Here is a 25,472-nt window from a genome sequence, read left to right as displayed (position 1 = left end):
ACCGACGGACCTGTTCCGGGCCTGCCATTCCGTCACCTCCCACAACACTCGTGCTTGTTCCGCGGCCAGCCGCTGAGCCTCGATTCCTTCCACAGCCCGGATTTCCGCGACCAGTTCCGGTGGTTCGTCAGGAGCCAGACGTCCGGTGGCGTCGTCGCGGCGCTCGTATTCCCCGGCCAACGTCCACACCCCCTTGTCCGCCCATATACGGGTTTTCGATCGTGAAATAGCCGGAGCCCTGGACGCGGCGGCGAATCAGCGCGGTGAGCGCACGCGCCTGCGGCAGCATCTCCAAGACCGGGTCCCAGGGCTCGGTCGCGTAAATGATCGGGACACAGTGCTGCGCGGCGAGGCGTTCGCGAGCCAGAATCTCGAACGGATCGCGCGACAGCCGCTCCGCCTTCTCGCAGACGATCAGGTCGTAGCCCGGTTCCGGAGTGGACAAAGTCGCAGCCAGCTCGCGCCACCCGCCCTCGCGTCGGGGCAGTCCCGCATCGTGCAGCATCACCGGGTCGACGTCGGCGGGCAGGTCGTAGAAGCAGTGGGTGATCACCACGCGAGGACGAAACGTCTGCTCGCACAACTGGTACTGCTGACGCAGGAGGCGCAGGGCGATCGTGTCGGTCCTGTTCTTGCGTCCGTAGAACGCCGCCCTGATCGGCTCGGACACGGCGCCGATCCCCTCGGTGGCCGTAGTCGCTGCTGGGGCGGACATGGGAATCGTGCCTCCTGGTCTCCTCGTCCCGCGCCACGCGCAAGCGCCTGTCGCTCAGCGCAAACCAGCTGGCCAGAGGGTCCAGCTGGGATGCTGCGGGCCTGGGATCGTAGCGTCGATCGGCGAAAAGCGGAGGCCCCGGACGAGTGGGCCTCGCCTGTCGTCCACGTCACACCGGCACGGGTGTCACGCTGCGCGCGGAGCCGGTTCCGTGGCCGGGTGGGTGCCGCGGGCTCGTGCTTGCTGGCGGGGGTCGTGGACGCGCCAGGCGGCGAGGCGGCAGTAGTCGCGGCTGGCATCCAGCGAGATGGCTCGCCGGCCGTGCACGGCGGCGGCTAACGCGGTGGTTCCGGTGCCGCCAAAGGGATCGAGCACCACACCGGGAACGCCGGCCGCGTTCGTGTCGGCGCAATCGCAGGCGTCGGCGAACTCGGTGGCGCGCGACAGCAGGAATTCGCGGGCGTAGCCGCCCAGTGCGGCGCGTGCCTCGGCGACGAGCTGCCCACCGGGGTGCTCGTGCCCGCCCGGACGGCCCTGGGTGTCGACGGCGCGGGGCGTGTCGTTGAGTCCCGCGGCTCGCAGCGCGGACAGGTGGGCCTCGGTCAGGCCGTGCTCGCGCACCAGTTCCAGCGCCCGCCGCGTCTGGGGCCGGGAGGTGTCCAGGCCGTAAGCGATCGGGACTCGGCGGCGGCCGTGCCCGCACGCAGTACAGACGCGTCGTGGTGACCACCCGAGGACGAGTCGCCGAGGCCATTCCACCGGAAACGACGCATGGTGCGCGATCCCGAGGTGCGGGGGCACCCGCAGGGGTTGCGGTGCGATCTCCCAGACCGATCCGGGCAGGCGGCCGTGCGGGTGCGACATCTGGCGTCGTTTCAGGGTCTGCTGTTTTGCGCCCGGGTAGTACCGACCGTCGCGTGCCGCGCGGCCAGGATGGGATCGGTGCGGTGCCACACGAACGAGACTCGGCGCGGAATGCAGAAGTCTGATGGTGTCGATAGCGCTGTAGTAGCGCGGGTTGAGCGTGAGGTGGAACCAGGTTTCGTGGCTGCGGCGGACCCGGTCGCGCACGGCCTCGGGCAGTCCGTGTGGTTTGGACCAGATGATCTCGGCGCGCAAGATCAACCCGAGTTCGTCGACGCAGCGCAGGGCGTAGCGCCAGGGCAAGCCGATCAGCGACTTCGCCGGAACACTGCGGCTGTGTGGGTCGCCGCCGTCCGGGACCTGCCCGGCACCGCGGGTTCCGTTCAGGGAGCGGCCTTTGCCGTTGTTGTAGCTGGAGTACTTGTCACCGAGGTTGACGAAGATTGACCCGGACGGTTGGAGGACGCGGATCATCTCGCGGGTACAGGCGATCAGGTTCTCGAGATAGGCACCCGGGGTGTCTTCGGCACCGAGCTGTCCGCGGTAGACGGCGTCGCCATCGCGGTAGGTCCGCAGCCCGAAGTAGGGCGGGCTGGTGACCACCAGATCGACACTGGCGTCCGGGACCGGAAGGGCGCGGGCGTCGCCGTGGATGATTTCCGGTTGAACAAAGGCGGTGTCGTCGGTCATTGCGGCCGTCCTGTGTCCGGGTCGACTGCGGTGATGCGTCGGAGTGCGAGCTCGTGGTAGGCGGGGTTGGTGTCGATGCCGGTGAAACGTCGGCCGAGTTCGCGGGCGGCGACGGCGGTGGTGCCGCTGCCGCTGAACGGGTCGAGGACGTGACCGCCGGGCGGGCATCCCGCCGCGATGCAGCGCCGCGGGATCTCGGCCGGCGACGGAGCGGGATGCCCGATACGGGTGCGGTCCGGCGGGATGGTCCACACGTTGCCGGGGTTGCGACCACGCTGTCCGTCGGCGGGTGTGCGGGGCCAGGTTCCGCGGGCGGTGTTCGGTTTGGTGCCCCGGTGGTGGGCGCGCCGGGACAGAGCCCGGTCGCCGGTGTAGGGCTGCCGGATCGCATCGAGGTCGAAGTAGTAGTCCGGCTGCGTGACGAACAGGAAGAGCATCTCGTGCCGAGTCGCGAGACGGTCGGAGATCGATGTGGGCGTGGCGTGGGGCTTGTGCCAGACGATCGCCGACCGCAAGATCCACCCGTCGTTCTGCAGAGCGAAGGCCAGCCGCCATGGCATGCCGAGCAGATTCTTGTGCGGCACGTCCGCTCGCGGCCGGTAGTGCGATTGCCCTGTATGCCCAGGGGTCGTGCACCAATAGCCGTCGGAATTGGTGGAGTAGCTGTCACCAAGATTGACCCACACGGTGGCCCGCGGAGTCAGCACCCGCCGGGCCGCGGCGAACACTGCGCGCACGGTCTCGACGTAGTCGTCCGCAGTTGGTTCCAGCCCGATCTGCGGATGCTCACGCCGCGCCCCGCAATCCCGGCACCTCTGCTGCACTGAACCCCGGCTGCCGAGGCCTGCGGACCGGTGTCGGCAGCCGGGCCGGCCACCGGTCCAAGTGTCGGGTGCGTAGTCGCGCAGCCGCCAGTAGGGCGGGCTGGTGACCAGACAGTCGATCGAATCCTCGGGCAGGTTCTGGATTCCGGCTTCGGCGTCGGCGGTCACCAGCGTGACGGCGTCGTCCTCAGGGGAGCGTGCGGCGAAGGTGGTCATGCCGCCCTCCCGGTGTTCTGTGCGGTGAGACCAAGGCGGCGCAGGCCGATCTCGTGGAACTCCGGGTTGAGGTCGATGCCGACGTAGGAGCGGCCGAGCTGGCGTGCGGCCAGTCCGGTGGTGGCGGCACCGCTGAACGGGTCGAGCACTACACCGCCGGCTGGGCATCCGGCCGCGATGCAGCGCAGTGGGATGTCGACCGGGAACGCGGCGAAGTGCGCCTCCCGCAACGGGCGGGTGGTGATCGACCAGACGTCACCCGGATTCTTGCCCCGAGCATGCGCGGCGGTGTGCCGCGCGCCGGTCGGGCGCATCGCGTCCCCGTGCGCTTTCGCGGAAAACGGCTCGGTATCCCGGTATTTGCCGTACACGCTGTGTCCGCGGCGGCGCGCGGTCGCGCCGATCCCGCTGTGGCGGCCCTTGTTCGCGCCGCCGATCACACTGCCCGACGTGAGGGCTTCCGGGCATGCGAGCGGTTCGCGGATCGGGTCGAGGTCGAAGAAATACTTCTGCTGTTTGGTCAACAGGAACAGCATCTCGTACCGGTTCGACAACCGGTCACGCACGGATTCGGGCATGGCATTGGGTTTGTGCCACACGATCGCATTGCGCAGAATCCAGCCGTCGGCCTGCAGTGCGAACGCCACCCGCCACGGCATCCCGACCAGGTTCTTCCGCGGCAGCGACCGCGTGCGCGCCACCCCGGCCCGGCGCACCGACTCCCGCAGCGGCGCCGCCGCGCTGCGACCGGACAGGGTGCTCGCCCGCATCGCGTCCCCGGTGCGGCCGGGCGGTTCGGCGGAGTACGAGTCGCCCAGATTCAGCCACACCGTGCCGGTGTCGGACAGGACCCGGCGCAGCTGCCTGAAGACCTGCCGCAGCCGGTCGACGTAGTCCTGCGGGGTCGCCTCCAGGCCGTGCTGGTCGTCCTCGCGACGGGCACCGCACCGGCGGCAGCGCTGCGGCTCGCCGCCGCGATGCGCCGCCGACGCGGGATAGGCGAGACCGGGGTGTTTGGACTGGGGAATGTTGCCGCCGCGTCCGGACCCGGCAAGGTGCGCGCAACCGGGATCGCCGCCGACCCAGGTTCCGGTCCCGTAGTCGCGCAGCCCCCAGTACGGCGGACTGGTGACCACGCAGTCCACCGATTTCTCCGCCAGGCCGGCGAGGGTCGCGGTGGCGTCGCCGGTGCAGAACGTGACGGTGTCATCGCGGTAGTGGACGGTGTCCATGAGATTCGCTCCTTCGGCACGTTGGGTTGAAATCGCGAGCCGCAGTACGTCGGATCGCGTCGCTGCGCCACAGGCGGGTTGCCGGCGGGTGCTGGGCGACGCGGCGCGCACTCAGGCGGCGGCCGAATCGGGCCGTGTTCCGCGCCCGTGGCCGCGTGGTGGGGGCGCGGGCAGCGCGGGGAGGGACTGGTTCAGGGCCGGATCGGCGGCGTCGGGATCGGCCCGGAGCACCAGCGCGGTGTGGTGCGCGGGCAGCGCGACCGGATGCCCGAGAACGCGTTCCGCTCGGGCGGCGGCTCGTCGCTGGGCCAGCGACGCGCGGGTGTACGTGCGGCCTCGTCGCACTGCGGCGGTCAACGCCACGCACCGCGCGACCGGCGCCAGCCCGGCCGCGCCGGCGACCGCCGCGATCCGGCCGGGCACGTCGAGCAGGTCGTGCCGCACGGGGTGGCGCTGCGGGGCGCTGGTGACGACCACGTGCCCGCCCGGACGCAGCAGCGGCCGGTATTGCGCAAGCAGTCCGTGCAACCTCTCCAGTGCACCATCGATGTCGCCGACCGGACCGGGTCGCAGGGTTGTCAGGAGGAGAGCGATCCGTCCGGTCAACCCGGCCGTGGCTGCGGCGGCGGCCGTTCCGGGGCGTCGGTCGAGGACGAGGACCATCCCGTCTACGAACACGCCCCGCGCCTTCGTGGCGGTCACGTTGGCGCGCGCCAGGCGCCACCACCGGCGCTGCCCGGTCAACCCGATCGCGTGCCGCCCGGTCCGGAGCGCTTCGACGATCGTGGTGCCCGCGCCGCAGTCGGGATCGAGCACGACATCGCCGGGCCGGGTCAGCGCCGCGACGGCGTAGCGGGCGATCGCCGGGGCCATCAGGCCGGGGTCGGCACCGGTGGCGTCGTGGTAGCCGCCCTCGGTCAGCTGGGCCGTCAAGCTGTCAGTCCCCGTCGGCCACACCGACGCCACAATCGGGCCTTCGGACCGCTCCCCCGACGCGCGGGGGAGCTGCCTGTCGGCGCTCTTAGACATCCGAGGTCTCCTTCCCCTCGATGCCACGGTCGTCCGTCGCGTCCGGCGACAGCCGCCCGAGCAGAACGAGGTCGTGGTGCACCGAGCGCAGCGGCGGCGCTGCGGCGTCGGCCGCGCGCGGCGAGAAGTCCGGCACGGAGTCCTCGGCGCACATCCGGTCGGGGCGGTCCGGCAGGTTCGGCACAGGCGTGGCGAGCACGGCGATGTGATCGTGACACCGCAATCCGCGACTACCCAGTGTGTTCAGCAAGGTCGCTAGCGGATCACGCAGCTGGCCATCGCGGGAATCACTGTGCGTGACGACAGCAACGAGGCCGCGCGGGGTGAGCAGGGCGTCCCAGTCGGCGCGCGCGAGCCAGTCGGTGGCGCGCGGGTCGAGCGAGGTGATGATCAGGTCGAAACCGCCGCGCGGTCGGTCTCCGTCGCGACGCGGAGGGCGTGGGGAGTCTGGGTGCGGGTCGGCCAGCGGGTGCAGATCGAGCCGACCGAGTCGGGGTCGCGACCCCGACTCAACTCCGGAACGGCGGGGCGAGTCGGTGTGCTCGCCCGGGCAGTCGGGGGCGAGTACCGCTGTCGCAGTGTCGGTGCTGCGTCCGAGCCGGGCGACGGTCCAGACCGCCTCGGCGAGACCGGCGTAGGGGGCGGCGTCGCGGGCACCGCCGACCGCGTGCCGAAGGGTGCGTGGGGACGGTGGCGGGGTGAGGAGAAGGACGCGGTCGCCGGGGCGGGTGTAGGTCGTGACGAGGGTGACGATCGTGCGTCCGAGCCAGCCGGGAAGCAGCGCGGTGCCGGGCAGCATCTCCGCGTCGGCGAACGGCCAGAAGGCCGCCGGACGTGGCCGGCGGGCAGCCGCGACAGCGGGCAGGCGCTCCGGTGCGCGGTGCCGTCCGTGACGGGTACGCGCCGCGCTCGCCGTGCGGTGATGCGGCGTGTGATGGCGGCGGCTTCCGGGCTCAGGGTGCGGTGTTGGAGTCATCGGCGGCCTTCCTCGCAGTGTGATCGGCGCGGTCTGCCAAGTCACCCCAAGAGGCGGGTTTTGAGGCCGCTTTTCGACACCGCACTTCCAGGTTTTTGACAAACTCCCGAAGCTCTGAACCGCACGCAGCGAGAAGAGAGTCCGAATACGTCGACACTCCCGGACGTTCGGAACTATTCGGGTCCAACACAGTGCGGGGTCGATCTGCTGTCGAACCATCCCGACTTGAGCCAAGAAGAATTTCCGATCCGAATCAAAGTCGCCCGACCGAGTCGTCGTGCACCCTCCTCTACGAACAGTCGCTTGCCTACTAAGGATCGCTTAAACGCCAGCTCGCCAGCTACTAAGACGATCGAGGACGCCGCCAGGGTGCGCCGCCAGCAAGAGGTCTTCGAGTCCTTCGAGGCTTCGGTTTTAGTAGCCGAATTTGCCTGCCAACAAGATCATCCTTGTTCTTTTCTTGCCCCTTTCTTGTCGCCGCCCTGGCGTCCTGACGGAGCTGATTCACCAACTCCAGTCAGGAGCGCATCAAATGACGAACGACGAGACTGCTTCTGCGCTTATCCGCCCTGATCGCGGGGGACACGAATGGTTGCCATTGGACACCGCGCGCGACGCCTTCGGGTGGCTGGTCACCGGGCCGAAGCCGATGGCCGTGCAGGGGGCCCGGTTCGCCGGGTTGCCGCGGCGCCCGGTGCCGCTGGACGAACTGCGGGACCGGGTGATGAGCAAGCAGTGCCCGCCCCGCACGCGCGACGACGTGTGGGCGCACCTGGTGCTGCGTTCCCGCACGCACGGGGGTGCCTGGACGGTGGCGTGCGTCGGGATGGCGCTGCCGTCGCTGGCCGCGAGCGCGCGATGGCTGGCGGCGCGGTATCGCGGCGATCGCGCGGACGCCCACGCGGCGGTGCTCGCCGGGTTTGTCCACGCGCTGTCGACCGTCGATCTGGCCGACCCGGCCATCGCGGTCCGGCTGCACTTCGCCGCCCGCCGCGCCGGGCAGGAAGCATTGGAGGAGTCGCTCGACGCTCCGATGCCGGCGGGCTCGGGCTACCGCTCCGCGGCACCGCGCCCGCCGTACGGACATCCCGACTTGGTGCTCGCGCGGGCGGTCGGCGAGCAGATTCTCACCCCCGCCGAAGCGGAACTGATCTCGGCGACACGGCTCGGCGACACCTCGGTGACCGACTGGGCGCACCGTCATGGCGCTGCGCTGAAGACCGCGTTCAAGGCCCGTGATCGAGCCGAAGACCGACTCGTCGCGTGGCTGCGCGATCAGGTCGCCGGCGCTGGCCCCGAAGACCCTGTCGCCGACGCAGCTGTCGCCGCTCTCGTCGTCGATCCACCGGACGCTCCCGCCGAGGAAAACCCAGGTGTGTCACGTGCTGTGAGCGGTCGTCTGCGCAACGGCCGACCGGCTTCTTCCAGGAAATCGTCACGGGCGGTGTCGAAAAACGACCCGAAATCCGGCCTCTTGGGGCGCGGGGAGACCTCACCCGGCTCTCCGCGTACCGCCGAGCACGAGCCGACTTCGGAGGTGCGCCGATGCGCGTGACACCCCATCCCCAGACTCAGCACACCCCCGCGCCGTCGTGCTTCCTCGCGTCGAGCACGACCGACCGGAAACGATCCCGCCCCGGCGTCGTCAGCCACTCGCGGCCGACGGCACACACGGATACCACACGCACCTGTCATCGGATCTCTCGGTCGCGGCCAGTGCGCCACGCGGCGATCTACGCGGTACTCGGCGCGGTCCTGCTCAGCTCGCTCGCCGCGGATGCGGCGCAGGCTTCCACACAGGTGCTCGCGATCGCGAGCAGCGTCGGGCAGGTCTTCGACAACATCCGCAACTGGCTGGTCGGCATCCTCGCTGGGCTGGCGACGGTGTTCCTCACCATCGGCGGCGTCCGGTACCTGATGGCCGGGGGTGACCCCGGCGAAGTCGAGAAGGCCAAGCAGTCGTTCAAGAGCGCCGGGTGGGGCTACGGGTTGGCTGCGCTGGCACCGCTAGTGGTGGAAACCCTGCGCGGGATTGTCGGGGCCTGAGGCTATGACCGCGACCCGACGCTCCCGCGTGCCCGAGCCCGATCGCGGCGAGCCCGGCACCGGCTCGCGCCCGTTGGACCCGGTGCGCCGGGAGCGGGTCCTGCTCGCCCCGCCGACCCCGCAGCGCACCGGACGTGGTTCCCGGCGGCGGGTCTGGCTGCTGGCGCTGGGCCTGACCATGCTGCTCGGCGGTGCGCTGGCTGTCAGTGCGTGGGCCGCGCCCGGCGCACCCCGGCAGCCGAGCACGCAGCCCGCGGCGCAGCAACCGCCGCCGTTGCCGCTGCCGCCCAACCCCAGCGACACGTGTGCCCCGAACTCGCCGGACCCGGCGTGCCGCTTTCCGACCGGCTCGCCGCGCCCGTCGGTCCCGGCGACGCCACTGCCTCCGATCACCGAACTGCCGCCGCCGACGAGCTGCTTCCCCGGCCAGATCGGCTGCACACCCGGCAGCCCGACCGCCGCGCCGAGCACGACTGCGAACCCGCCGTGCACGGGCGAGGACTGCATTCCGCAGCCCACTCCGCCGCCGAGCACGAGCCCGCGGCCGGGCGGTCCCAGTACGGGAAACGGCGATCCGGACTGCGGGCTGACCAACATCACCGGCTGCATCGCCAAGGCGATCAACGGCGTGTTCAAGGATCTGGTCACCGCCGCGCTGTCGCCGATCCTGGACTTGCTCGGCCACACCGTGCTGACCACGCCGACGCTGGATCAGCTTCCCGGTATCGGCGAACTGTGGGACAACTCGTGGCAGATCGTGCTGGCCTGCTACGGGATGCTGATCCTGGTCGCCGGGATCGTGGTGATGTCCCACGAGACGGTGCAGAGCCGGTACTCGATCAAAGAGATCGGCCCGCGGATCCCGATCGGGTTCCTCGCCTCCGCGCTGTCGCTGTTCTTCGCCGAGAAGCTCATCCGGCTGGCGAACGCGCTGTCCGCCGCAGTCCTTGGCGACGGGGTGGACCCGCCCTCGCTGGGCTCCACGCTCAAGGACGCGGTCGATGGCGCGGTCTCCGGCGGGTTCTTCATGATTCTGCTGGCGCTGGTGCTGGTGGTCGTCGGGATCGCCCTGCTGGCTGTCTACGCAGTGCGTGTCGTCATCACGCTGATCCTGATCGCCACCGGGCCGCTGTTTCTGATGTGTCACGGCTTGCCCCACACCGACGGCATCGCCTGGTGGTGGTGGAAGGCGACCGGGGCGACGCTGGCGATCCAGGTCGCGCAGTCGCTCGTGCTGATCGGCGCCGTGCGGACCTTCCTGACCGGCGGGGTGCATCTGTTCGGCTCGACGCTGTCCGCGCTCGGCATGCTCATCGCCGCGATCGCCTTGTTCTACGTCCTCTTCAAGATTCCGTTCTGGTTCCTCTCGGCCGCCAGGATCGGCAACGGCCGCTCTCTCCTCGGAAGTCTCGTCAAGACCTACATCGCAGCGAAAACATTCGGGATGGTCGCCGGGAAGTCCGGCCGCTTCGGCAAGGCCAGCACGGCCGCCGGTAGCGGCAAGGGACACAGGGGCGGCGGTGGCCGGGGCGGTGCTGCTGCCGATCCGCCGTGGCCCGCTCAGCCGCGGAGCCCGCGGACACCGGAGGCGGTCAACAAGCGGATGCAGGCGGCCTACGACGCCGAGCGCGCCCGTGCTGCCCAGCAGCCGCGCCCGCCCTCGCAGCGACCGGAGTTTCTGCAGCCCGGTCCGCAGGAGACCATCCACGACCCGGCCGTCACCTCGGCCAGTCAAGGACCCGTCATGCCCGAATTCAGTTCCGCACCCAAGCCCGGCATCCCAGCCCCGCCGCTCGCCGGGCGGCGCCGCAGGCGGGCTCCGACGGCGCCCCGGTTCCAAGCTCCTGGTGCACCGCGCCGAGCCGGTGGTGCCGCGACTCCGGCTCGGCCGGTCGCGACGGCCGCGGTTCCTCCGTACTTGCGGTTCCAGCCGCCGACGCCGGAACCGCCCCACGTGTCCCGTCCGGCCACGCCCGCGACTGCGCCGCCCGCCGCGCCGGTGTTCCGGACCGCGCACCCGCAGCCGCGCCTCGGCGACGCCCGCCCGCGCACGCCGTCCGTGCCGCCGGTGACGTTCCGGGCGCCGACCACGCCACCAGCTCCGCCGAAAGCCCCGCCCCGTGGAGGTGAGAAGTCATGACCCAGCCCGTGCGCATCCCCTCCGATGTCGATCGCGAGGATCGCGTCCTGGCCAACCTCACCGCCCGGCAGCTGGCGATCCTCGCCGTGACCGGGATCGTGCTCTACGGTGCCTGGACGCTGACCCGCGGTGTGGTGCCGCTGCCGATCTTCCTGATCGCCGCTGTTCCTCTCGGTGTCACGGCCGCGGTCCTGGCGCTGGGTCAGCGCGACGGCATGAGCCTCGACCGGCTCATGCTCGCCGCCCTCCGCCAGCGGCTGCAACCCCGCCGCCGCGTCGCCGCCCCCGAAGGGGTCCGGCCCGCACCCGAGTGGCTGACCAGCACCATCACCGCGACCGATGTGGCGGGCAGGTCGGAGGTGTCTCCGGCGGCGCTGCGGCTGCCCGCGGAAGGAGTCACCGAGGCCGGGGTCGTCGACCTCGGCCCCGACGGGGTCGCGATGGTCGCAGTGGCCAGCACCGTCAACTTCGCCCTCCGCACACCCGGCGAGCAAGAGGCCCTGGTCGCCAGCTTCGGCCGGTATCTGCACTCGATCTCCGCGCCGGTGCAAATGCTCATCCGGGCCGAACGGCTGGACCTGAGCCAGCAGATCAGCGACCTGCGCGAGGCCGCCCCCGGATTGCCGCATCCGATGCTCGAAGCCGCCGCGGCCGAGCACGCGACCTACCTCGACCAGTTGCGCCGCTCCACCGATCTGCTGCGCCGCCAGGTACTGCTGGTGCTGCGCGAGCCGGTCCGCGCTACGGGGCCGACCGACGGGCTCGGCGGCGCGTCCCCGCTCGCCGCACTGCGGGCACGACGCGCCCGCAGCCGGGACGGCGAGGTCACCGAGACCGCGCGGCACTCGGCGGAAACCCGGCTCGTGCGGAGGCTGGGCGAAGCCACCGAACTGCTCTCCCCAGCCGGGATCACGATCACGCCCCTGGAGGCCGGGCAGGCCACCGCCGTGCTGGCCACCGCGTGCAACCCAGACAGCCTGATCCCGCCCTCGGCAGGCCTGGCCGGCGCAGACGAAGTCATCACCACCGCCGCCCCGGACCCCGACGACCAGCCACCAGTCCATCACCGAAGCACGACCAGCCGGGGCGGGCGCGACAGCGCACCGGAGCCGACGGTCCTGGACGAATGGGAGGGCGGGGACCTATGAGCAGGAAGTTCGGCCGTGCCCGAGGCCGCGGGACGCAGCACGCGAATGCACCGTTGGGCAGGGCCAGTGCGTTCACGCCGGATTCGCTGTCAGTCGCACCCCGGCACCTGGAGATCGGCGGCGAATGGGTCGCCAGTTTCGCAGTCACCGGCTACCCGCGCGAAGTACACGCCGGATGGCTGCAACCGCTGCTGTCCTACCCCGGCCGCGTCGACGTGTCGCTGCACATCGAGCCGATCGACCCGGTCACCGCCGCCCACCGGCTCAAGCGCCAGCTGTCCAAGTTGGAATCGGGGCGGCGACACACCAGCGAGAAGGGGCGGTTGCTGGACCCGATGGTCGAGGCCGCCACCGAGGACGCCTACGACCTCTCGGCCCGGGTCGCCCGCGGCGAAGGCAAGCTGTATCGGCTCGGGCTGTATCTGACCGTGCACGCCACCAGCGAGGACGATCTCGGCGAGCAGGTCGCCGCAGTGCGAGCGCTCGCCGCGTCCCTGTTGATGAACGCGCAGCCGACCACCTACCGGTCGCTGCAGGGCTGGGTGTCCACCCTGCCGCTCGCGCTCGATCTCATCGGCATGCGCCGCACCTTCGACACCAGTGCGCTGGCCGCCGCGTTTCCCTTCACCAGCCCCGATCTGCCGCCCGCTGACCCGACCAGTGTCGCTGCACCGGCCGGTGTGCTGTACGGGTTCAACGTCGGATCGCAGGGTTTGGTGCACTGGGACCGTTTTTCCGCGGACAACTACAACGCCGTAGTGCTCGGGCGCTCCGGCGCGGGCAAGTCCTACCTGGTGAAGCTGGAAACCCTGCGCAGCCTCTACCGCGGCGTCGAGGTCGCGATCATCGACCCGGAGGACGAGTACCGACGACTCGGCGAGGCCATCGGCGGCACCTACATCCACCTCGGCGACGCCGACGTCCGCATCAACCCGTTCGACCTTCCGATCGCCATCAGGCCGGACGGTCGCCGCACCGCCCCCAAGGACGCTCTGACGCGCCGGGCGCTGTTCCTGCACACCGTCATCGGAGTGCTGCTCGGCACCGAATTGTCCGCGCAGCAACGCGCCGTGCTCGACCGGGCGATCATGGCCACCTACCAGCAAGCCGGGATCACCAGCGACCCGCGGACCTGGGGCAGGCAGGCGCCGCTGCTGGTGGATCTCGCCGCGGTCCTCACTGCCATCGGCGATCCGATCGCCGCGGATCTCGGCTCCAGGTTGCACCCGTTCGTCGAGGGCGCGTTCTCTACGATGTTCTCCGGGCCGACCACCACGCGGCCAGAGGGCCACCTGACCGTGTTCAGCTTGCGTGACCTGCCCGACGAACTCCGGCCGATCGGGACGCTGCTCACGCTGGACACGGTGTGGCGGCGGGTGTCCAACCCGGCCATCCGGCGGCCGAGGCTGATCACCGTCGACGAAGCGTGGCTGCTCATGCAAGACCCGGCCGGGGCGCGGTTTCTGCACCGGATGGCCAAAGCAGCCCGGAAACACTGGGCGGGCTTGACGATCGCGACTCAGGATGTCGGCGATGTCCTCGGGACAGACCTGGGCAAGGCGATCATCGCTAACGCGGCGACCCAGATCCTCCTGCGTCAAGCGCCGCAGGCGATCGAGGAGATCGTGGAGACCTTTAACCTGTCCGAGGGTGAGAAGCAGTTCCTGATTTCCGCGGACAAGGGACAAGGTCTGCTCTCGACCGGGACGCAGAGAGTCGCGTTCCAGTCGCTGGCTTCGCCGCAGGAAAACGCGCTCATCACAACAGACCCGGCCGAGTTGGCGCAGTACGCGGACCACGAATCTAGCACGGACGACGGCGGCGCGTTCGTCGATCTCGGCGTCGACGACACCGAACTGGCTCTCGATGCGGACGCTGACGGCCACGTCGACCTCGACAGCGCTGCCTGATCCGCACTGCCGTTGCGGGTCGCTCAAGGGCATGGCGGGGCGGCTGTCGCAGTGGCAGGCCGATTTCGACGCCGAACGGCACGCAAGCGGTGCCGTCATCTGCGACTCGTGCCCCTGCAACCCGTCCGCGCCTACCCCGACGCACGAAGGCCAAACGAACGCCGGACGACACGCGGCCTGAATCCGCACCTTTGCGACTTTTCCTTGCGAAAGAGGGGCTTTCTGATGTCATCCGCTCAATCCGTTGTCGCTTCGGCGAGGACGCTTGCGTCGCCGTTGCAGGACTACCTGCGCGATCCCGGTGCTGCAGTGCGCGCTCTCGTCGCGGCACTGCGGGAATTCGCGCTGTCCTGGGGGCCGCTCGTCGGGCCGGCCGTGGCGCTGGCGGTGGCCGCCATTGTGGTCGGGCGACGGTGGTGGGCGCGCCGGTGCCATGACCGGATGGTGGCCGACGCCCGGGTGGTCACCGTGCTCGCTCCGCCCACGGTCGATCCGGACGGCGCGGCGGCCTTGTACTCCAACCTGGTCGGGCTGTTGCGGTCCGGCTGGAAACGGCGGATGCACGGCCAGCCGCACATCGTGTGGGAGTACGTGTTCTCCCAGACCGGGGTCGCCCTGCGGCTGTGGCTGCCGGGCGTGGTACCGCCTGGCATGGCCGAACGCGCCATCGAGGCTGCCTGGCCCGGCGCGCACACCCGGACCACACCGGCCAAGCCGCCGATCCCCTTGTCCAACCCGCCGGGAAAAGCGGTCGAGGCCGCGGGCGGCGAACTGCGCCTGGCCCGCAGCGAGGCACTGCCCATCCGGTCGGACTTCCCCACCGACCCCGTCCGGGCCTTGCTGGGCGCACCGGCAGGCATGGCCACCCACGAACGGGCCGTGGTGCAGATCCTCGCGCGCCCGGTCACCGGCGCTCGTGTCCGCACAGCCCGCCGAGCTGCCCGCCGGGTCCGCACGGGCAGCTCGGCCCGGCTGGCCGGTCGCCTCCTGGACCTGATCACCCCGCACACCGGATCGCGCAAGCCCGCCACGACCGCGAAGCGGCCGGTCGTCGATCACCAGACCTCGCTGGAAACCTCGGCGCAGGACCGGGTCATCGTGGCCAAGCAGCGCAGCTCCCAGTACGAGACCCGCATCCGGTACGCCGTGGCCACCCTGGTCGACGAGCACGCGACCGGCGCGCAACGGGTTCCGGTGCGGGCGCACCTGCGCGGACGCGGGCATGCCATCGCCAGCGCGTTCGCGGCTTACAGCGAACACAACTACTACCGTCGCGTCCGGCTCACCAACGCCGTCCGGGCCGTGGCCGAACGACGCCTCACCTCCGGTGATCTGCTCTCGATCGCCGAACTGGCCGCGCTCGCGCACGTCCCGACCGACGAGGCCGTACCCGGTTTGCAGCGCGCCGGAGCGAAGGCGGTGCCGCCACCACCGGGAATTGCCACCGAGGGCCCGGGAGTGAAACCGATCGGGATCACCGACTCCGGCCACTCCCGGCCGGTGGGGCTGCGCGTCGCCGACGCGCGCCATCACCTGCACATTCTGGGCGCGACAGGGTCGGGCAAGTCCGAGCTGATGGCGCGGATGATCCTCGACGACGCCGACGCCGGCCGCGGACTGGTCGTGATCGATCCCAAGGGAGACCTGGTCGCGGACACCCTGATGCGGCTGCCCTCGCGGCTCGGGGAGAAGGTCGTGCTCTTCGACGCCGACAGCCGCGCCCGCCCGCCGGTGCTCAACCCGCTCGAAGGCGACGACACCGCCCGCACCGTGGACAACCTGGTGTCGATCTTCTCCCACGTCTACGCCTCCAGCTGGGGGCCGCGGACCGAGGACATCCTGCGCTCGGGGCTGCTGACCCTGCGCGAGCTGCCCGGCACACCCACGCTGACCGATCTGCCGAAACTGTTGACGGTGCCCGCTTTCCGGCAGCGCGCGCTCGAGCAGATCTCCGACGATGTCCTGACCGGGTTCTGGCACTGGTACGACGATCTGTCCGACGCCAGCCGGGCACAGGTCGCCGCGCCGCTGATGAACAAGCTCCGAGGCCTGCTGCTGCGCCCGTTCGTGCGGGCATCCCTCGCCGGCGGCGAGTCCACAGTGGACATGGACGCGGTGCTCGACGGCGGAATCTGCCTGGTGCGCCTGGGCAAGGACGCGCTCGGGATGGACACCGCTCGCCTGATCGGCTCGATCGTCGTGGCCCGCACCTGGCAGGCCGCCACCCGGCGAGCCCGGATACCGCAGCGCGAACGCCACGATGCCTCGCTCTACATCGACGAATGCCACAACTTCCTCAATCTGGCGTACCCGATGGAAGACATGCTCGCCGAAGCCCGGGGCTACCGGATGTCGATGACGCTCGCGCATCAGTACCTGCGGCAGCTACCGCGCGAACTGGAGGAAGGCATCAGCACCAACGCCCGCTCGAAGATCATTTTCTCGGCGTCGCCCGAAGACGCCCGGGACCTGTCCCGGCACACCGCGCCCCGGCTCTCCGAACACGACCTCGCCAACCTCGGCCGGTTCCACATCGCCGCGCGACTGGTGCTCGACAGCGAGGAAGCTCCCCCGTTCACCGCAGTCACCCAGAAGCTCCCGCCCGCGATTCCCGGCCGGGCCAAAGAAATCCGGCGGCTCGCGCTCGTGAACACCAAGCCTCGAAACACGCCCGATCCGGCCGAAAACGCCCAGCCGGTGGCGTTCGACCCGCGCCGCGCGGCCTGACCCGCTCAGCTATTTCCGTTTGCCCGCAGGGCGTTCCCGCGTCCCGCACGTCTGGAGGTGCACTCACGATGGTCAGCAATCCCACCCCGCAGCGACAATTGCGGGCACATCGGCCCGAACGAACTGCGGCGCGGGTGCTCAACACGGCCGAGCATCACGCGTGGCTGGCCCGGCATCTCACCGACCGGGACCGGTGGCTGTGCCGAATGCTGTTCGAACACCACGTCCTCACCAGCACCCAGATCATCGACGTCGCCTTCACCGGTCGCCGCAGCGCGAACCTGCGCCTGCGCAACCTCTATCAATGGGGCGTGCTGCACCGGTTCCAGCCCCACCGCGACCGCGGCTCGCACCCGATGCACTACGTCCTCGACACCGCCGGAGCGGTCGCGCTGGCCCGCGAGGACGGCATCGACCCCAAGGAACTGGGCTACAGCCGTGAACGCGAGATCGGACGCGCGTTCTCGCTACAGCTGGCGCACACCGTGGGCTGCAACGGGCTGTTCACCACCCTGATCCGCCGAGCCCGTCAACCCGGCACCGCTGGTGTGCTCGCGGCGTGGTGGTCGGCCGCCCGGTGCGGCCGGCACTGGGGCGACATCGTCACCCCGGACGGCTACGGCCGCTGGCGCGAGGCCGGCAGGGAGGTCGAGTGGTTCATCGAGTTCGACTTCGGCACCGAGCAACTGTCCCGCCTGGCAGGCAAGCTCGCCCGCTACGAGCGACTGGCCGAGGTCACGGGCATCACCACACCCGTGCTGGTGTGGCTGCCCAGCGCCAGGCGCGAAGTCAATGCACGCAGCGCGATGGCCGAGGCGCTGCGGGGTCTCGACCGGCCTGCACGCGTACCCGTGGCGACCAGCAGCGGCGAGGCCGCGGCTGACCCGCTCGACATGGCCGCGCCGCGCTGGCGACGGCTCGACGAGTCCGGCACCGCCGGTCGAGTGGCGCTGGCGGGCCTGCCCGCCCTCTGGCCGGGCCTGCGCGCCTCGGCTCCCGGCGGCGGGCAGCGTCCGGCGGCCGCGACGCCCGTCGCCACGCGTGCGGAGGTGGCCCCGCCCTCCCCGATGCCCCCGCCCGACCCCGCGCATCCGTGGAGGTGACGCGTCATGGGCAAGATGGCCGCCGCCGGCGCCGGGTTCGTCGTCGTGATCATGCTCTTCATCGGCGGCGGCGCCATCGCTGTGGTTCAAGCCGTATTCGGCAGTTCCAGCAGTTCCGCCGGAGACCTGAACTGCGCCCCCGTCGGGGCGAGCACGACCTCGGCAGCGGGGTACGGACCGCAGGAGATGAGCAACGCGGCGACGATCGTCACGGTCGGCAAACGGATGAACGTGCCCGAGCCGGGCTGGGTCATCGCGGTCGCCACGGCGCTCACCGAGTCACGGCTGAAGAACCTGAACTACGGCGATCGCGACAGCGTCGGCTTGTTCCAGCAGAGGCCGTCGCAAGGCTGGGGAACGGTCGCGCAGATCATGGACCCCGCCTACAGCAGCGAGCAGTTCTACCGGCATCTGCTGGCGCTGCCGAACTGGCAGAACATGCCGGTCACCGTTGCCGCCCAGACCGTGCAGCGATCAGGATTTCCCGGCCGCTACGCGAAATTCGAGCCAGCAGCGCGCCAGATCGTCGGGGCCGTCCAAGGTGCCACCTGTACGACCAGTGCGAACACCGGCGGCTGGACGACCCCGACGAGCGGCACTTGCACCTCCAGATTCGGGTACCGCGGCAGCGAATTCCACAAAGGACTCGACATCGCCGCGCCCATCGGCACTCCGATCCTGGCAGCCAACTCCGGCACCGTGATCAGCTCAGGCCCGGCGTCCGGCTACGGCCTCTGGATCCGCATCCAGCACGGGGACGGGATCGTGACGATCTACGGCCACAACGACCACAACCTGGTCCGCGAAGGCCAATCCGTTCACGCCGGCCAGCCCATCGCCGCGGTCGGAAATCGGGGAGCTTCCACCGGAGCGCACCTGCACCTGCAAATCGAGGTCAACGGGCAGGCCGTCGACCCAGTAGAGTTCTACCGGCAGCGAGGAGGCCAGCTCTGCCGATAGCAGCGCACCGTCGCGGGTGCCCGGGACGAGCCTCCGTGACGTTCCCAGAGCGCTCCGGCGCATGACGCTGGCTCCGACAACCGCCCAGACGCGTGAATCCGGCTACTCGTCCGCCGGAGCACCCTTGAGGTGGTTGTAAAGGTTCGCGCGGCTGAGGCCGACCTCCTTGGAGATTTTGGTCTTCGGCACACCGGCCTTGTCCGCTTCACGGATATCGGCGAGCCGCTCCGTCCGTTCGACCTTCCGCTGCTGGAGCAGGATCTCCCGCATCTCCTGCAGAGAGCTTTCCACGTCGCGGATGCTCTCCAAGGCGGTTTCGATCGCTTCGATGCGCTGTCGGCGGGCGCGCAGCTGCGCGATGTGCTCGTCCTTGTCCATCTGCGGCCCTCTCTCGCGTTGCCAGGGTCGGCCGGCCTCTGAGCGTGACCAACTATCTGTTTGCCGCCCTGTTTCCCTAGACACCTTACCGAGACAGCCGCGGTCAGCGGGGGGGTGTAGTGACCCGAGGGCCCCGGTCGCGAACCACCTGCTGAGCCTGCTTCAACGGAGTTCCGGCGCGTCATCGGAGTCCGCGGGTGGCGGCCACCTCGTCGACACAGGTCACGGCGGTAGCCATCCCGGTACGCAGCAATCCGTGGGTCCCGCCGGACCCACCGCATCGATCGATCACGGCTTTGCGAGCCGGTCGCCCTGGCTGTCAGCGGCTCGCCTGCTGGCCGAGTGGGCGATTCCGCGTGCCACTATGGGTGGGTACCCAGACCATCTGGCTCGACCGTGAGGGCGCAATGGGTTTCTTATCAGGGCCGCGACAGATTTCGGTTCGAGGTTTTCTCGGCCGCCGGTTCCGCACCATGAGCGATGGCGGTTATCCGGGCCTGGTCTTTCTCCTGGCGCGCACGGCCGACAATCCGAAGCTGCACGAGCGGTTCTTCGCGGAGTGGACTGACATGCACGACGTGACGCGTCGCTGTCTGGCAATCATCACCCCTGCGCCGGGAAGCATCACTCTTGAGCATCAGGACCCGTGGCGGGCGGGCCGCGAGCAGGCCGTCGACCTGTGCGGCGTGCAGTGCTTGGGCGATACAAAGAGGCTTACCGAGCCGGCATTGAACGCTCGATCGTGCACGGACATCGACGCACGACCCGACATGGTGGTCGCCCCGGTGCTGCCAGGAAAGTTGCAGTCGTACCGGAAGGCATTGACGGTCGCGGTCAGCGAAATGCGCACATTTTTCGGTGTTTCTGAAGCATTGCTGCCTTGCACGGTGTTCGTCTCCATGTTTGAACGCCGTGTCTTCATTGTGGCACTGGATGACATGACCAGCCTGTATGGTTTTCTAAAGCGAATCAGGATTGAGCTGGAGCCGGTGCTGAACGAGCTCGACATGGCTGAGGCGGAACTCGCCGAGGCGAAGGTGGTCCGGGCAGAACACCATCGCCGTGTTGGCGACCTGCGCTGGAAGGCAAGGAGCGTGAACTTCGAGTGGCACGCGCAGCTGGCACGGTTGGCACAAGACTTGCTCAAGCTCACCGGGAGCCTGGCCGACGAAGAGGCCGAGCTGTGCCGGCAGGTGGCCGCTGACCTGGCCAGCGGCCAGGAGTTGACCCCCGAGAAGCGAGCATCGGCGCGGACTCTGGCCCGCAGGCTCAGTGAGGCTCGTATGCATGGGAAGATGCCGCGTCGATTGCGGCGGGCCATCGCCAAATTTGAGGCTGGCTACCCGGGCACGCACGACGTTGCGGTACGGATGGCGCAGGCGGTCGGCGAGCAAGACGCGCACCAGCGCACGATCGGCCGACTGAAAGCACGGATCGACGACCTCGGCCGGGAACTACGCCTCGGCGCGGCGCTTGTCACTGCCGCCAAGGACGGGACGACCGCCAGGAACATAGTCCAGGCCAACACGATCGGTACCGTGCACTTCCACCAACACGGCAAGGAGCGCCCCGGGCCAGCCGATCGACAAAGCCCAGCAGAGAGCAGTAGCTAAGCAGGTGCATCAGTTGCTCCGGTCGACGCCTGGCACCTCGTATGCTTCGACGACCTCCGGCGGCATCTCCTCCGTGGTGCGGTGTCCGCGCAGCTTGTGCCAGGCGACGGTCCAGGTGGCCTCTTTCTCTCCGGGCTGCGGCGGCGGGAAGACCGGGTTCGGCACAGTCACCGACTTCTTGTTGACCCGGCGTACCCGCATCCACATGTTGTTGTAGAGCACCCAGTCGCCCTTGCTCACGGTGTCCGGCCCCAGCGTGGACGCCTTGCCCTCAGCCTGGAGCTGGGCGTAGATGCCCTTCCAGTAGTCGATCTGCTCGGTGAGGGTGGTGATTTCGCGCCGCAGGTAGGCTGCGCGCTCCTCGCCGGGACGCCTGGTTACCCAGCGGTCCCGCGGTTGGCCGTGCTCGTCGGTCTCGGTCACCCAGCCCGGTTCGCCGTCAAGTTCGCGCTGAAGACGCCGGCGGTCGGCTTCCTGCGTCTCGATCCGGTTGGCCACGGTGACCGGGTTGTGGCGGGCGCCCATGTGGTGCGACGCGGTGTCGGCGCGGCGCGCCAGCTCGTCGGCGTACTCGCCCTGGTTGATGGATTTGCCGAGGTTGTTCCACGCGCGCTCGCGACGGTTGAGGTCGGCCCGGTAGCTGTAGTGGTCGACCAGCAGCGGCTGGCCCATCGGGATGTTGTGGAAAACGTAGTCGGCTTTCGCCCGCGTGGCGTCGGCCTGGGCCTGGTGTTTCCCTGAGCGCTCGGTGAGCCGGTCGGCCCGGTCGTCCATCCGGTCGGCGAGATCGGCCTCTCGCTGTTCGACGCTGGGCATCGTGTCGTCGACGTCGCGCTCGACCGTGTAGCCCGCATCGGTGAGCACGCGCTCGATCTCGGCGAGGGCGTACGGCTTGGACTGGCGATGCCGAGAGGATCGCAACAGCCACGCCGCGGCGTAACGGGACCAGGTCCATGACGGATGGGCCTTCAGCGCCAAGTGCGCAGGACTGTTACGAGTGGTTCCCTCGACGGTGGTGCCGGACTCGTAGTCGTGGTGCATTGTCAGAGTTCCTAGGGACATGGCGATGTGCCTCCTTCGTTTCAGTTCATAGGTGGTGCGGGGCTGTCTTGTTCAGTCCACCTACAGCCGGGCGGGTCATCAGTGGTCGCGGGTCTCAATCCGTCGTTCGCGGGAATGTCGCCAAGAACGCGGCGACACGGGCGGCCTCGCTCGGAGCGACCGAGAAGGCGAAGGCCACGTGTCCGCCGTTGCGGGGCACCGTGGCGGTGCCGACCAGAGGACCCTGGTAGCGCACGATCGCTTCCTGCGGGTCGTGGCCGAGCGGGCTGGGGCCGGGCGCGTGGACGGTCGCGCCGAACGGGTCCGCGATGGCGTGCGCGAGCCGGTCGCGAGCAGCGGCCTGGTCATCGACTCGTTGTTTCAGCTCGCGGGTTTCCGCGAGGGTGGCCCGGTAGCCGGGCAGCAGTCGCCGGGCAGTCTCAGCGGCGACCGTTTCGGGTGTCTTTGCCGGGGACACCGTGATTTCGTGTGACGGCACCGGGTTGCCATGGCGATGCCGGATAGTCGCCAGGTCGGCCGGGAGGCCGACGGACAGCCTGAGCCGTGGTGTCTTCTCCCAGTCGGAATAGCACACGTGAAGCTGTTCACCGTCTGGGCCGATGAGGCATCGGTCACGGTGACCGTGGTGGCCCGGTCCGACCGTCCATGTCCCGTCGAGCGCTTCCGCCATCGCTGCCGCGAATGCCTGTATCTCCATGGGTTGTTTTCCTTTCTGTGTCGCGGTTGGTGTGCCCTACAACTGGTTCGGGCGTCGGCTATGGCCATCTCGCGGCCACGGCACCCGCGCGGCGATCGGCCGCGCGGGCACCGAAGCGGCGACAGTCCTTTTCAGACCGAGGCCAGCACCTTGCCGAGCGTCGTCACGGTGTCCTGGTCGAGCGCGTCGGCTTTTCCGTCCACCGCGCGGGACATGTTGCGTTCGGCGCGGGAGGCGTTGCGCACGATCGCTTCGTGGTGGGTGTAGGTGTTGATGGCCTGCACCACTCCCCACGCGGTACCGCGCCACGGGCTGACCCGGTTGTCGGTGTTCCACAACCGGTTGAGCGCGGCCCGTTCGTTCGTCGCGGTAGTGCGGGCACGTCCCTTCTCCTCGGGCACCGGAGTGTGTGCGTCCAGGAAGGCGCGCCATGCCTGGTCGGTCACGGTCGTTTCGCACAGGGCCTTGACCTCGGCGGCGAATTCCTCGGCCACCGTGTGGACCATGACGAGCGCATCACGGGCCTCCACGATGCGGAACTTGCCGTTCTTGGAGTGCTTGACCTTGAACTGCTGGCCGTACTCGCGCAGCCCGGCCGACATCGTGTTGTCGCACACCACGTTGGTCACGGTGCGCTTGTAGGTGGTGGCAAGGCTGCCGTCGTGGCTGGTGCAGGCGACCAGGTTCGGCCGGAACTCCACGCCTTCCGGGGTGGTGATGTTCTCGGGCACTTCCACGCTCACCCAGGCCTGTCGGCGGTCGCGCAGCAGGCCCGCGGAACCGATCGACAGACCGTCGTCCAGGATGGTGCCGACCTTGTCCAACAGCCATTCCTGGTATTGGTGCACGGTGTAGCCGTCGGCGAAGATCCCGAGGACGTCACCGGTATCCGATGCGGTGATGGCTTGCTTGTTGGGCACGCGGCGAAGGCCGAACTTGCCCGCCACAAGCACCGGTTCCGGTTCGGCGGTCCAGTAGAACAAGCGCCGCTGCACGTCGGCGACCGGAACGGGTCCGGGGTAGTGGTTCGGCTCGCTGCCTTGTGCCGATGCCCGGTAGTGCCATGCGTGCCCGCGCTTGTCGGTGAATCCAATCAGAACGTTGTTGTTGAGCCATTCGCTGGTTTCTTTGGACATGACAAACCCACTTTCGTTAAGGGAAACCGTTGTGCGGTCACGGCGTCCGCACGCCTACGCGCGCGGCACCGAAACGCCACAACACCATGCGGTTAGTTGCCACAGTCAGATCGCGTCAATTCTTCCGCCCGGCTCACTGCGGCATGTTGTGAAAGCCACGCACGTTTTTGCCGTAGGGGTAGACAACCGGGTAACAGTGTTCGCAGCCACGCAATGTTTCGCGAACGTCCGACATGGTTACGGTGTGATTGCCGTGCCGGTATCCGTCGACCATGACCGAAACGCATTCGCAGTCGTCTTCTGCGTAGTATTCGGCGCAGTCGTAATGCAGTGGCTCATCACAAGCGCTTTCGAGCCACTTGTCGCACTCGATGCATTGCCGATATCCCAGCTCGAACATGATGTGGTCGATATCCCAGCCGTGGCAGTCGGTACACAAGGTCTGCCCGTCATCGCTCAACGCCGAAACGACGTCCGCCGCGCCTTCCTCGGGCACGTCGTAGCAGGCGATCAGCACGCGCGCGGCATTCTCGGATTCCCGCCCTGACAGGTCTTCGTCGTCGAGCAGCGGGTATCCGGCGAGAGCAGCACCGATACGGTCGGCGGCCGCACGTGCGGCGGAATCGCCGTAGTCGTAGGCAAGAAGACCGTTCCACTCGGCCGCTTTGCCGGGTGCCGCTTCCTCCATGAGCCGCACCGCCGCGTGCCCGTTGGACACGTCCGCCAGGTGGGCGCACTGGTGCCCGGTGAGGTAATCGCCGGGAATTGGCAGCGGATCACCGCCCGATCCGAGCACGAAGCCGAATCCGGACCAGTCATTATCTCGGACGCAGTCTTCACCGTCCCATGTCCCGTAACGGAAATTCTGCCTGAAGAACAAGTGCGCATCTTCGGAAAAAGAAATTTCAGGGTTGTTCATGATTGGCACTCCCAGCGGGTGCGGATTGGTGTTAATCACAGACCGCATGCGGCAAAGAAACGGTCGCGGTCGAATCGCGAGTTTACCGATTTGAAGTACGTGCACATGGCGTCGGCGAGCGCTTTTCGTTCGTCGTCGGCGACAACTTCCCGACGTACGGAATCGGCAATTTCTTTGAAGTCTTTACGCGTCATGACAGAACCTCCAATGATGTTGTAGTTGCGTGTCGTTTGGCGGTTCAGGCCAGTTGCGAACTGGTACGGGCCGAAATCTGGACACGTCGGGTGCGATCCGCGCAAAGGGGATCATCTTCTATGTCCGTGCGATGCGTAACCGCAAGCGATAGCGCCCGGTCGGCCGGTAGCGCATTCCCTGAACCTCCCCAAAAGGGAAGCCGTTATGTCTAGCGCACAACGCAGGGAACCATGCCCGTGAGACATAGCGTGCTATGAACAGGAAAGCGCGACGCGCTTGAGAGAGTGTCGTTCAATGTCGGCAACCGCTCTACACAATCCGGACGCCCACACGTTGTGACGGTTTTCGGCGCTAGACCACCATGTAGTTATCTTGGGGACACACCACTGGCAGGCATGCCTTTTATGCGCGCTACTCCGCTCTATAGCAAGGGATTCACATAACGGGGCTGCAAGCGCAGTTACTACGCATCTCAGACTAGAAATGCGCGTTTGGCTACGCGTCGTTCCCCACTACTGCCCTGCACGGTTTCGCTGCTGTCCGCGCGGCCCAAGCCGCTGCCCGCGCTATGCGGGTCTTATCGTTCGTAACGACCAAACCTTTAAGGAAAAAAGGAAGGAGATCGCTCGCGGGACGCCGTGTCCCGGTCCTCACGCCCTTCTCTGTCTTATCTCTCCGGTCTGTCTCGGTTAAATGTCTAGGTTGACATACTGACTAGACACTTTCAAGCTTCAGCCGGGTTCCGTTATCTCGCCGTTACCTTCGGCATCGACCCCCTGCCCAGGGCCGGCCAGGCCCTTGAGCTGGGAAGACGCAGAGGAAGAGAAGGACCCGCACAGCGGCAGCCAGCGCCCGCGCCCGCAACCCGCACAGCGGCAGCCAGCGCCCGCGC

At 68.8% G+C, this 25,472-nt stretch carries 21 protein-coding genes; 9 read left to right on the top strand and 12 right to left on the bottom strand.

Annotated features, from left to right (window positions below; genetic code table 11):
* Positions 1–127: 127 nt before the first annotated feature.
* From L942_RS24225 to L942_RS24200, 6 genes are all read right to left on the bottom strand, one after another.
* Positions 128–670 carry a hypothetical protein gene (locus L942_RS24225; RefSeq protein ID WP_158684520.1) on the bottom strand — a complete coding sequence of 181 codons (543 nt, stop codon included), beginning with the start codon at positions 668–670 and terminating at the stop codon, positions 128–130.
* A 231-nt stretch (positions 671–901) separates the two neighbouring features.
* Positions 902–2,269, bottom strand: a complete 1,368-nt coding sequence (locus L942_RS45530; RefSeq protein WP_037364587.1) for a DNA-methyltransferase — start codon at positions 2,267–2,269, stop codon at positions 902–904.
* Positions 2,266–3,309, bottom strand: a complete 1,044-nt coding sequence (locus L942_RS24215) for a DNA-methyltransferase (RefSeq protein ID WP_051166188.1) — start codon at positions 3,307–3,309, stop codon at positions 2,266–2,268. The genes L942_RS45530 and L942_RS24215 overlap by 4 nt, the downstream gene beginning before the upstream one ends.
* Positions 3,306–4,541, bottom strand: a complete 1,236-nt coding sequence (locus tag L942_RS24210; protein ID WP_051166187.1) for a DNA-methyltransferase — start codon at positions 4,539–4,541, stop codon at positions 3,306–3,308. Before L942_RS24210 ends, L942_RS24215 begins: the two co-directional genes overlap by 4 nt.
* Positions 4,542–4,652: 111 nt before the next feature.
* Positions 4,653–5,570 (bottom strand): DNA methyltransferase, encoded by a 918-nt coding sequence (locus L942_RS24205; protein ID WP_037364584.1) that lies wholly within the window; start codon positions 5,568–5,570, stop codon positions 4,653–4,655.
* The gene (locus L942_RS24200) at positions 5,563–6,546 is read right to left on the bottom strand and encodes a hypothetical protein (RefSeq protein WP_143271441.1); all 984 of its coding nucleotides are present in this window, start codon (positions 6,544–6,546) and stop codon (positions 5,563–5,565) included. The genes L942_RS24205 and L942_RS24200 overlap by 8 nt, the downstream gene beginning before the upstream one ends.
* Positions 6,547–7,078: 532 nt before the next feature.
* Between L942_RS24200 and L942_RS24195 the strand changes: the two genes are divergently transcribed.
* The 8 genes from L942_RS24195 (at position 7,079) to L942_RS24160 (ending at position 18,580) form a co-directional block, all read left to right on the top strand.
* Positions 7,079–8,101 carry a hypothetical protein gene (locus tag L942_RS24195; protein ID WP_037364578.1) on the top strand — a complete coding sequence of 341 codons (1,023 nt, stop codon included), beginning with the start codon at positions 7,079–7,081 and terminating at the stop codon, positions 8,099–8,101.
* Between the two features lie 161 nt (positions 8,102–8,262).
* Positions 8,263–8,592, top strand: coding sequence for a pilin (locus L942_RS45000; RefSeq protein WP_037364576.1), 330 nt, complete (start codon positions 8,263–8,265; stop codon positions 8,590–8,592).
* Positions 8,593–8,596: 4 nt separating this feature from the next.
* Positions 8,597–10,732 carry a hypothetical protein gene (locus tag L942_RS24185; protein WP_037364574.1) on the top strand — a complete coding sequence of 712 codons (2,136 nt, stop codon included), beginning with the start codon at positions 8,597–8,599 and terminating at the stop codon, positions 10,730–10,732.
* Positions 10,729–11,880, top strand: a complete 1,152-nt coding sequence (locus L942_RS24180) for a PrgI family protein (protein WP_037364572.1) — start codon at positions 10,729–10,731, stop codon at positions 11,878–11,880. The genes L942_RS24185 and L942_RS24180 overlap by 4 nt, the downstream gene beginning before the upstream one ends.
* A complete protein-coding gene (locus tag L942_RS24175; protein ID WP_037364569.1) occupies positions 11,877–13,790 on the top strand; it encodes a VirB4 family type IV secretion system protein in 1,914 nt (637 codons plus the stop codon). The genes L942_RS24180 and L942_RS24175 overlap by 4 nt, the downstream gene beginning before the upstream one ends.
* A 225-nt stretch (positions 13,791–14,015) precedes the next feature.
* Positions 14,016–16,517 (top strand): type IV secretory system conjugative DNA transfer family protein, encoded by a 2,502-nt coding sequence (locus L942_RS24170; RefSeq protein ID WP_037364566.1) that lies wholly within the window; start codon positions 14,016–14,018, stop codon positions 16,515–16,517.
* Between the two features lie 68 nt (positions 16,518–16,585).
* Positions 16,586–17,620 (top strand): replication-relaxation family protein, encoded by a 1,035-nt coding sequence (locus tag L942_RS24165; RefSeq protein ID WP_037364563.1) that lies wholly within the window; start codon positions 16,586–16,588, stop codon positions 17,618–17,620.
* Between the two features lie 6 nt (positions 17,621–17,626).
* On the top strand, positions 17,627–18,580 hold the full coding sequence (locus L942_RS24160; protein WP_037364560.1) for a M23 family metallopeptidase: 954 nt from the start codon (positions 17,627–17,629) through the stop codon (positions 18,578–18,580).
* A 102-nt stretch (positions 18,581–18,682) separates the two neighbouring features.
* Here L942_RS24160 and L942_RS24155 read toward each other — a convergent pair whose 3' ends face one another.
* Entirely contained in the window at positions 18,683–18,958 is a 276-nt protein-coding gene (locus tag L942_RS24155; protein WP_037364558.1) for a hypothetical protein, read from the bottom strand.
* 368 nt (positions 18,959–19,326) lie between these two features.
* Between L942_RS24155 and L942_RS24150 the strand changes: the two genes are divergently transcribed.
* Entirely contained in the window at positions 19,327–20,571 is a 1,245-nt protein-coding gene (locus tag L942_RS24150) for a hypothetical protein (protein WP_143271440.1), read from the top strand.
* A gap of 9 nt (positions 20,572–20,580) precedes the next feature.
* Here the strand turns inward: L942_RS24150 and L942_RS24145 are convergent, their stop codons facing one another.
* From L942_RS24145 to L942_RS44405, 5 genes are all read right to left on the bottom strand, one after another.
* Positions 20,581–21,633: a DUF3560 domain-containing protein gene (locus L942_RS24145; RefSeq protein ID WP_081655199.1), complete on the bottom strand. Its 1,053-nt coding sequence runs from the start codon at positions 21,631–21,633 to the stop codon at positions 20,581–20,583.
* 94 nt (positions 21,634–21,727) lie between these two features.
* Entirely contained in the window at positions 21,728–22,303 is a 576-nt protein-coding gene (locus L942_RS24140) for a hypothetical protein (protein WP_158684519.1), read from the bottom strand.
* Between the two features lie 158 nt (positions 22,304–22,461).
* Positions 22,462–23,466 carry a DUF932 domain-containing protein gene (locus tag L942_RS24135; RefSeq protein WP_037364546.1) on the bottom strand — a complete coding sequence of 335 codons (1,005 nt, stop codon included), beginning with the start codon at positions 23,464–23,466 and terminating at the stop codon, positions 22,462–22,464.
* 133 nt (positions 23,467–23,599) lie between these two features.
* Positions 23,600–24,385, bottom strand: a complete 786-nt coding sequence (locus L942_RS24130; RefSeq protein WP_143271439.1) for a hypothetical protein — start codon at positions 24,383–24,385, stop codon at positions 23,600–23,602.
* Positions 24,386–24,420: 35 nt separating this feature from the next.
* Positions 24,421–24,579 (bottom strand): hypothetical protein, encoded by a 159-nt coding sequence (locus L942_RS44405; protein ID WP_158684518.1) that lies wholly within the window; start codon positions 24,577–24,579, stop codon positions 24,421–24,423.
* Positions 24,580–25,472: the final 893 nt, after the last annotated feature.

This window comes from Amycolatopsis orientalis DSM 43388 (genome assembly GCF_000411975.1).
In the GTDB taxonomy this organism is placed as follows: Bacteria; Actinomycetota; Actinomycetes; order Mycobacteriales; family Pseudonocardiaceae; genus Amycolatopsis; species Amycolatopsis orientalis_D.
The sequence above is the reverse complement of the archived record's forward strand: the minus strand, read 5'-3'. Positions and strand labels throughout refer to the sequence as shown.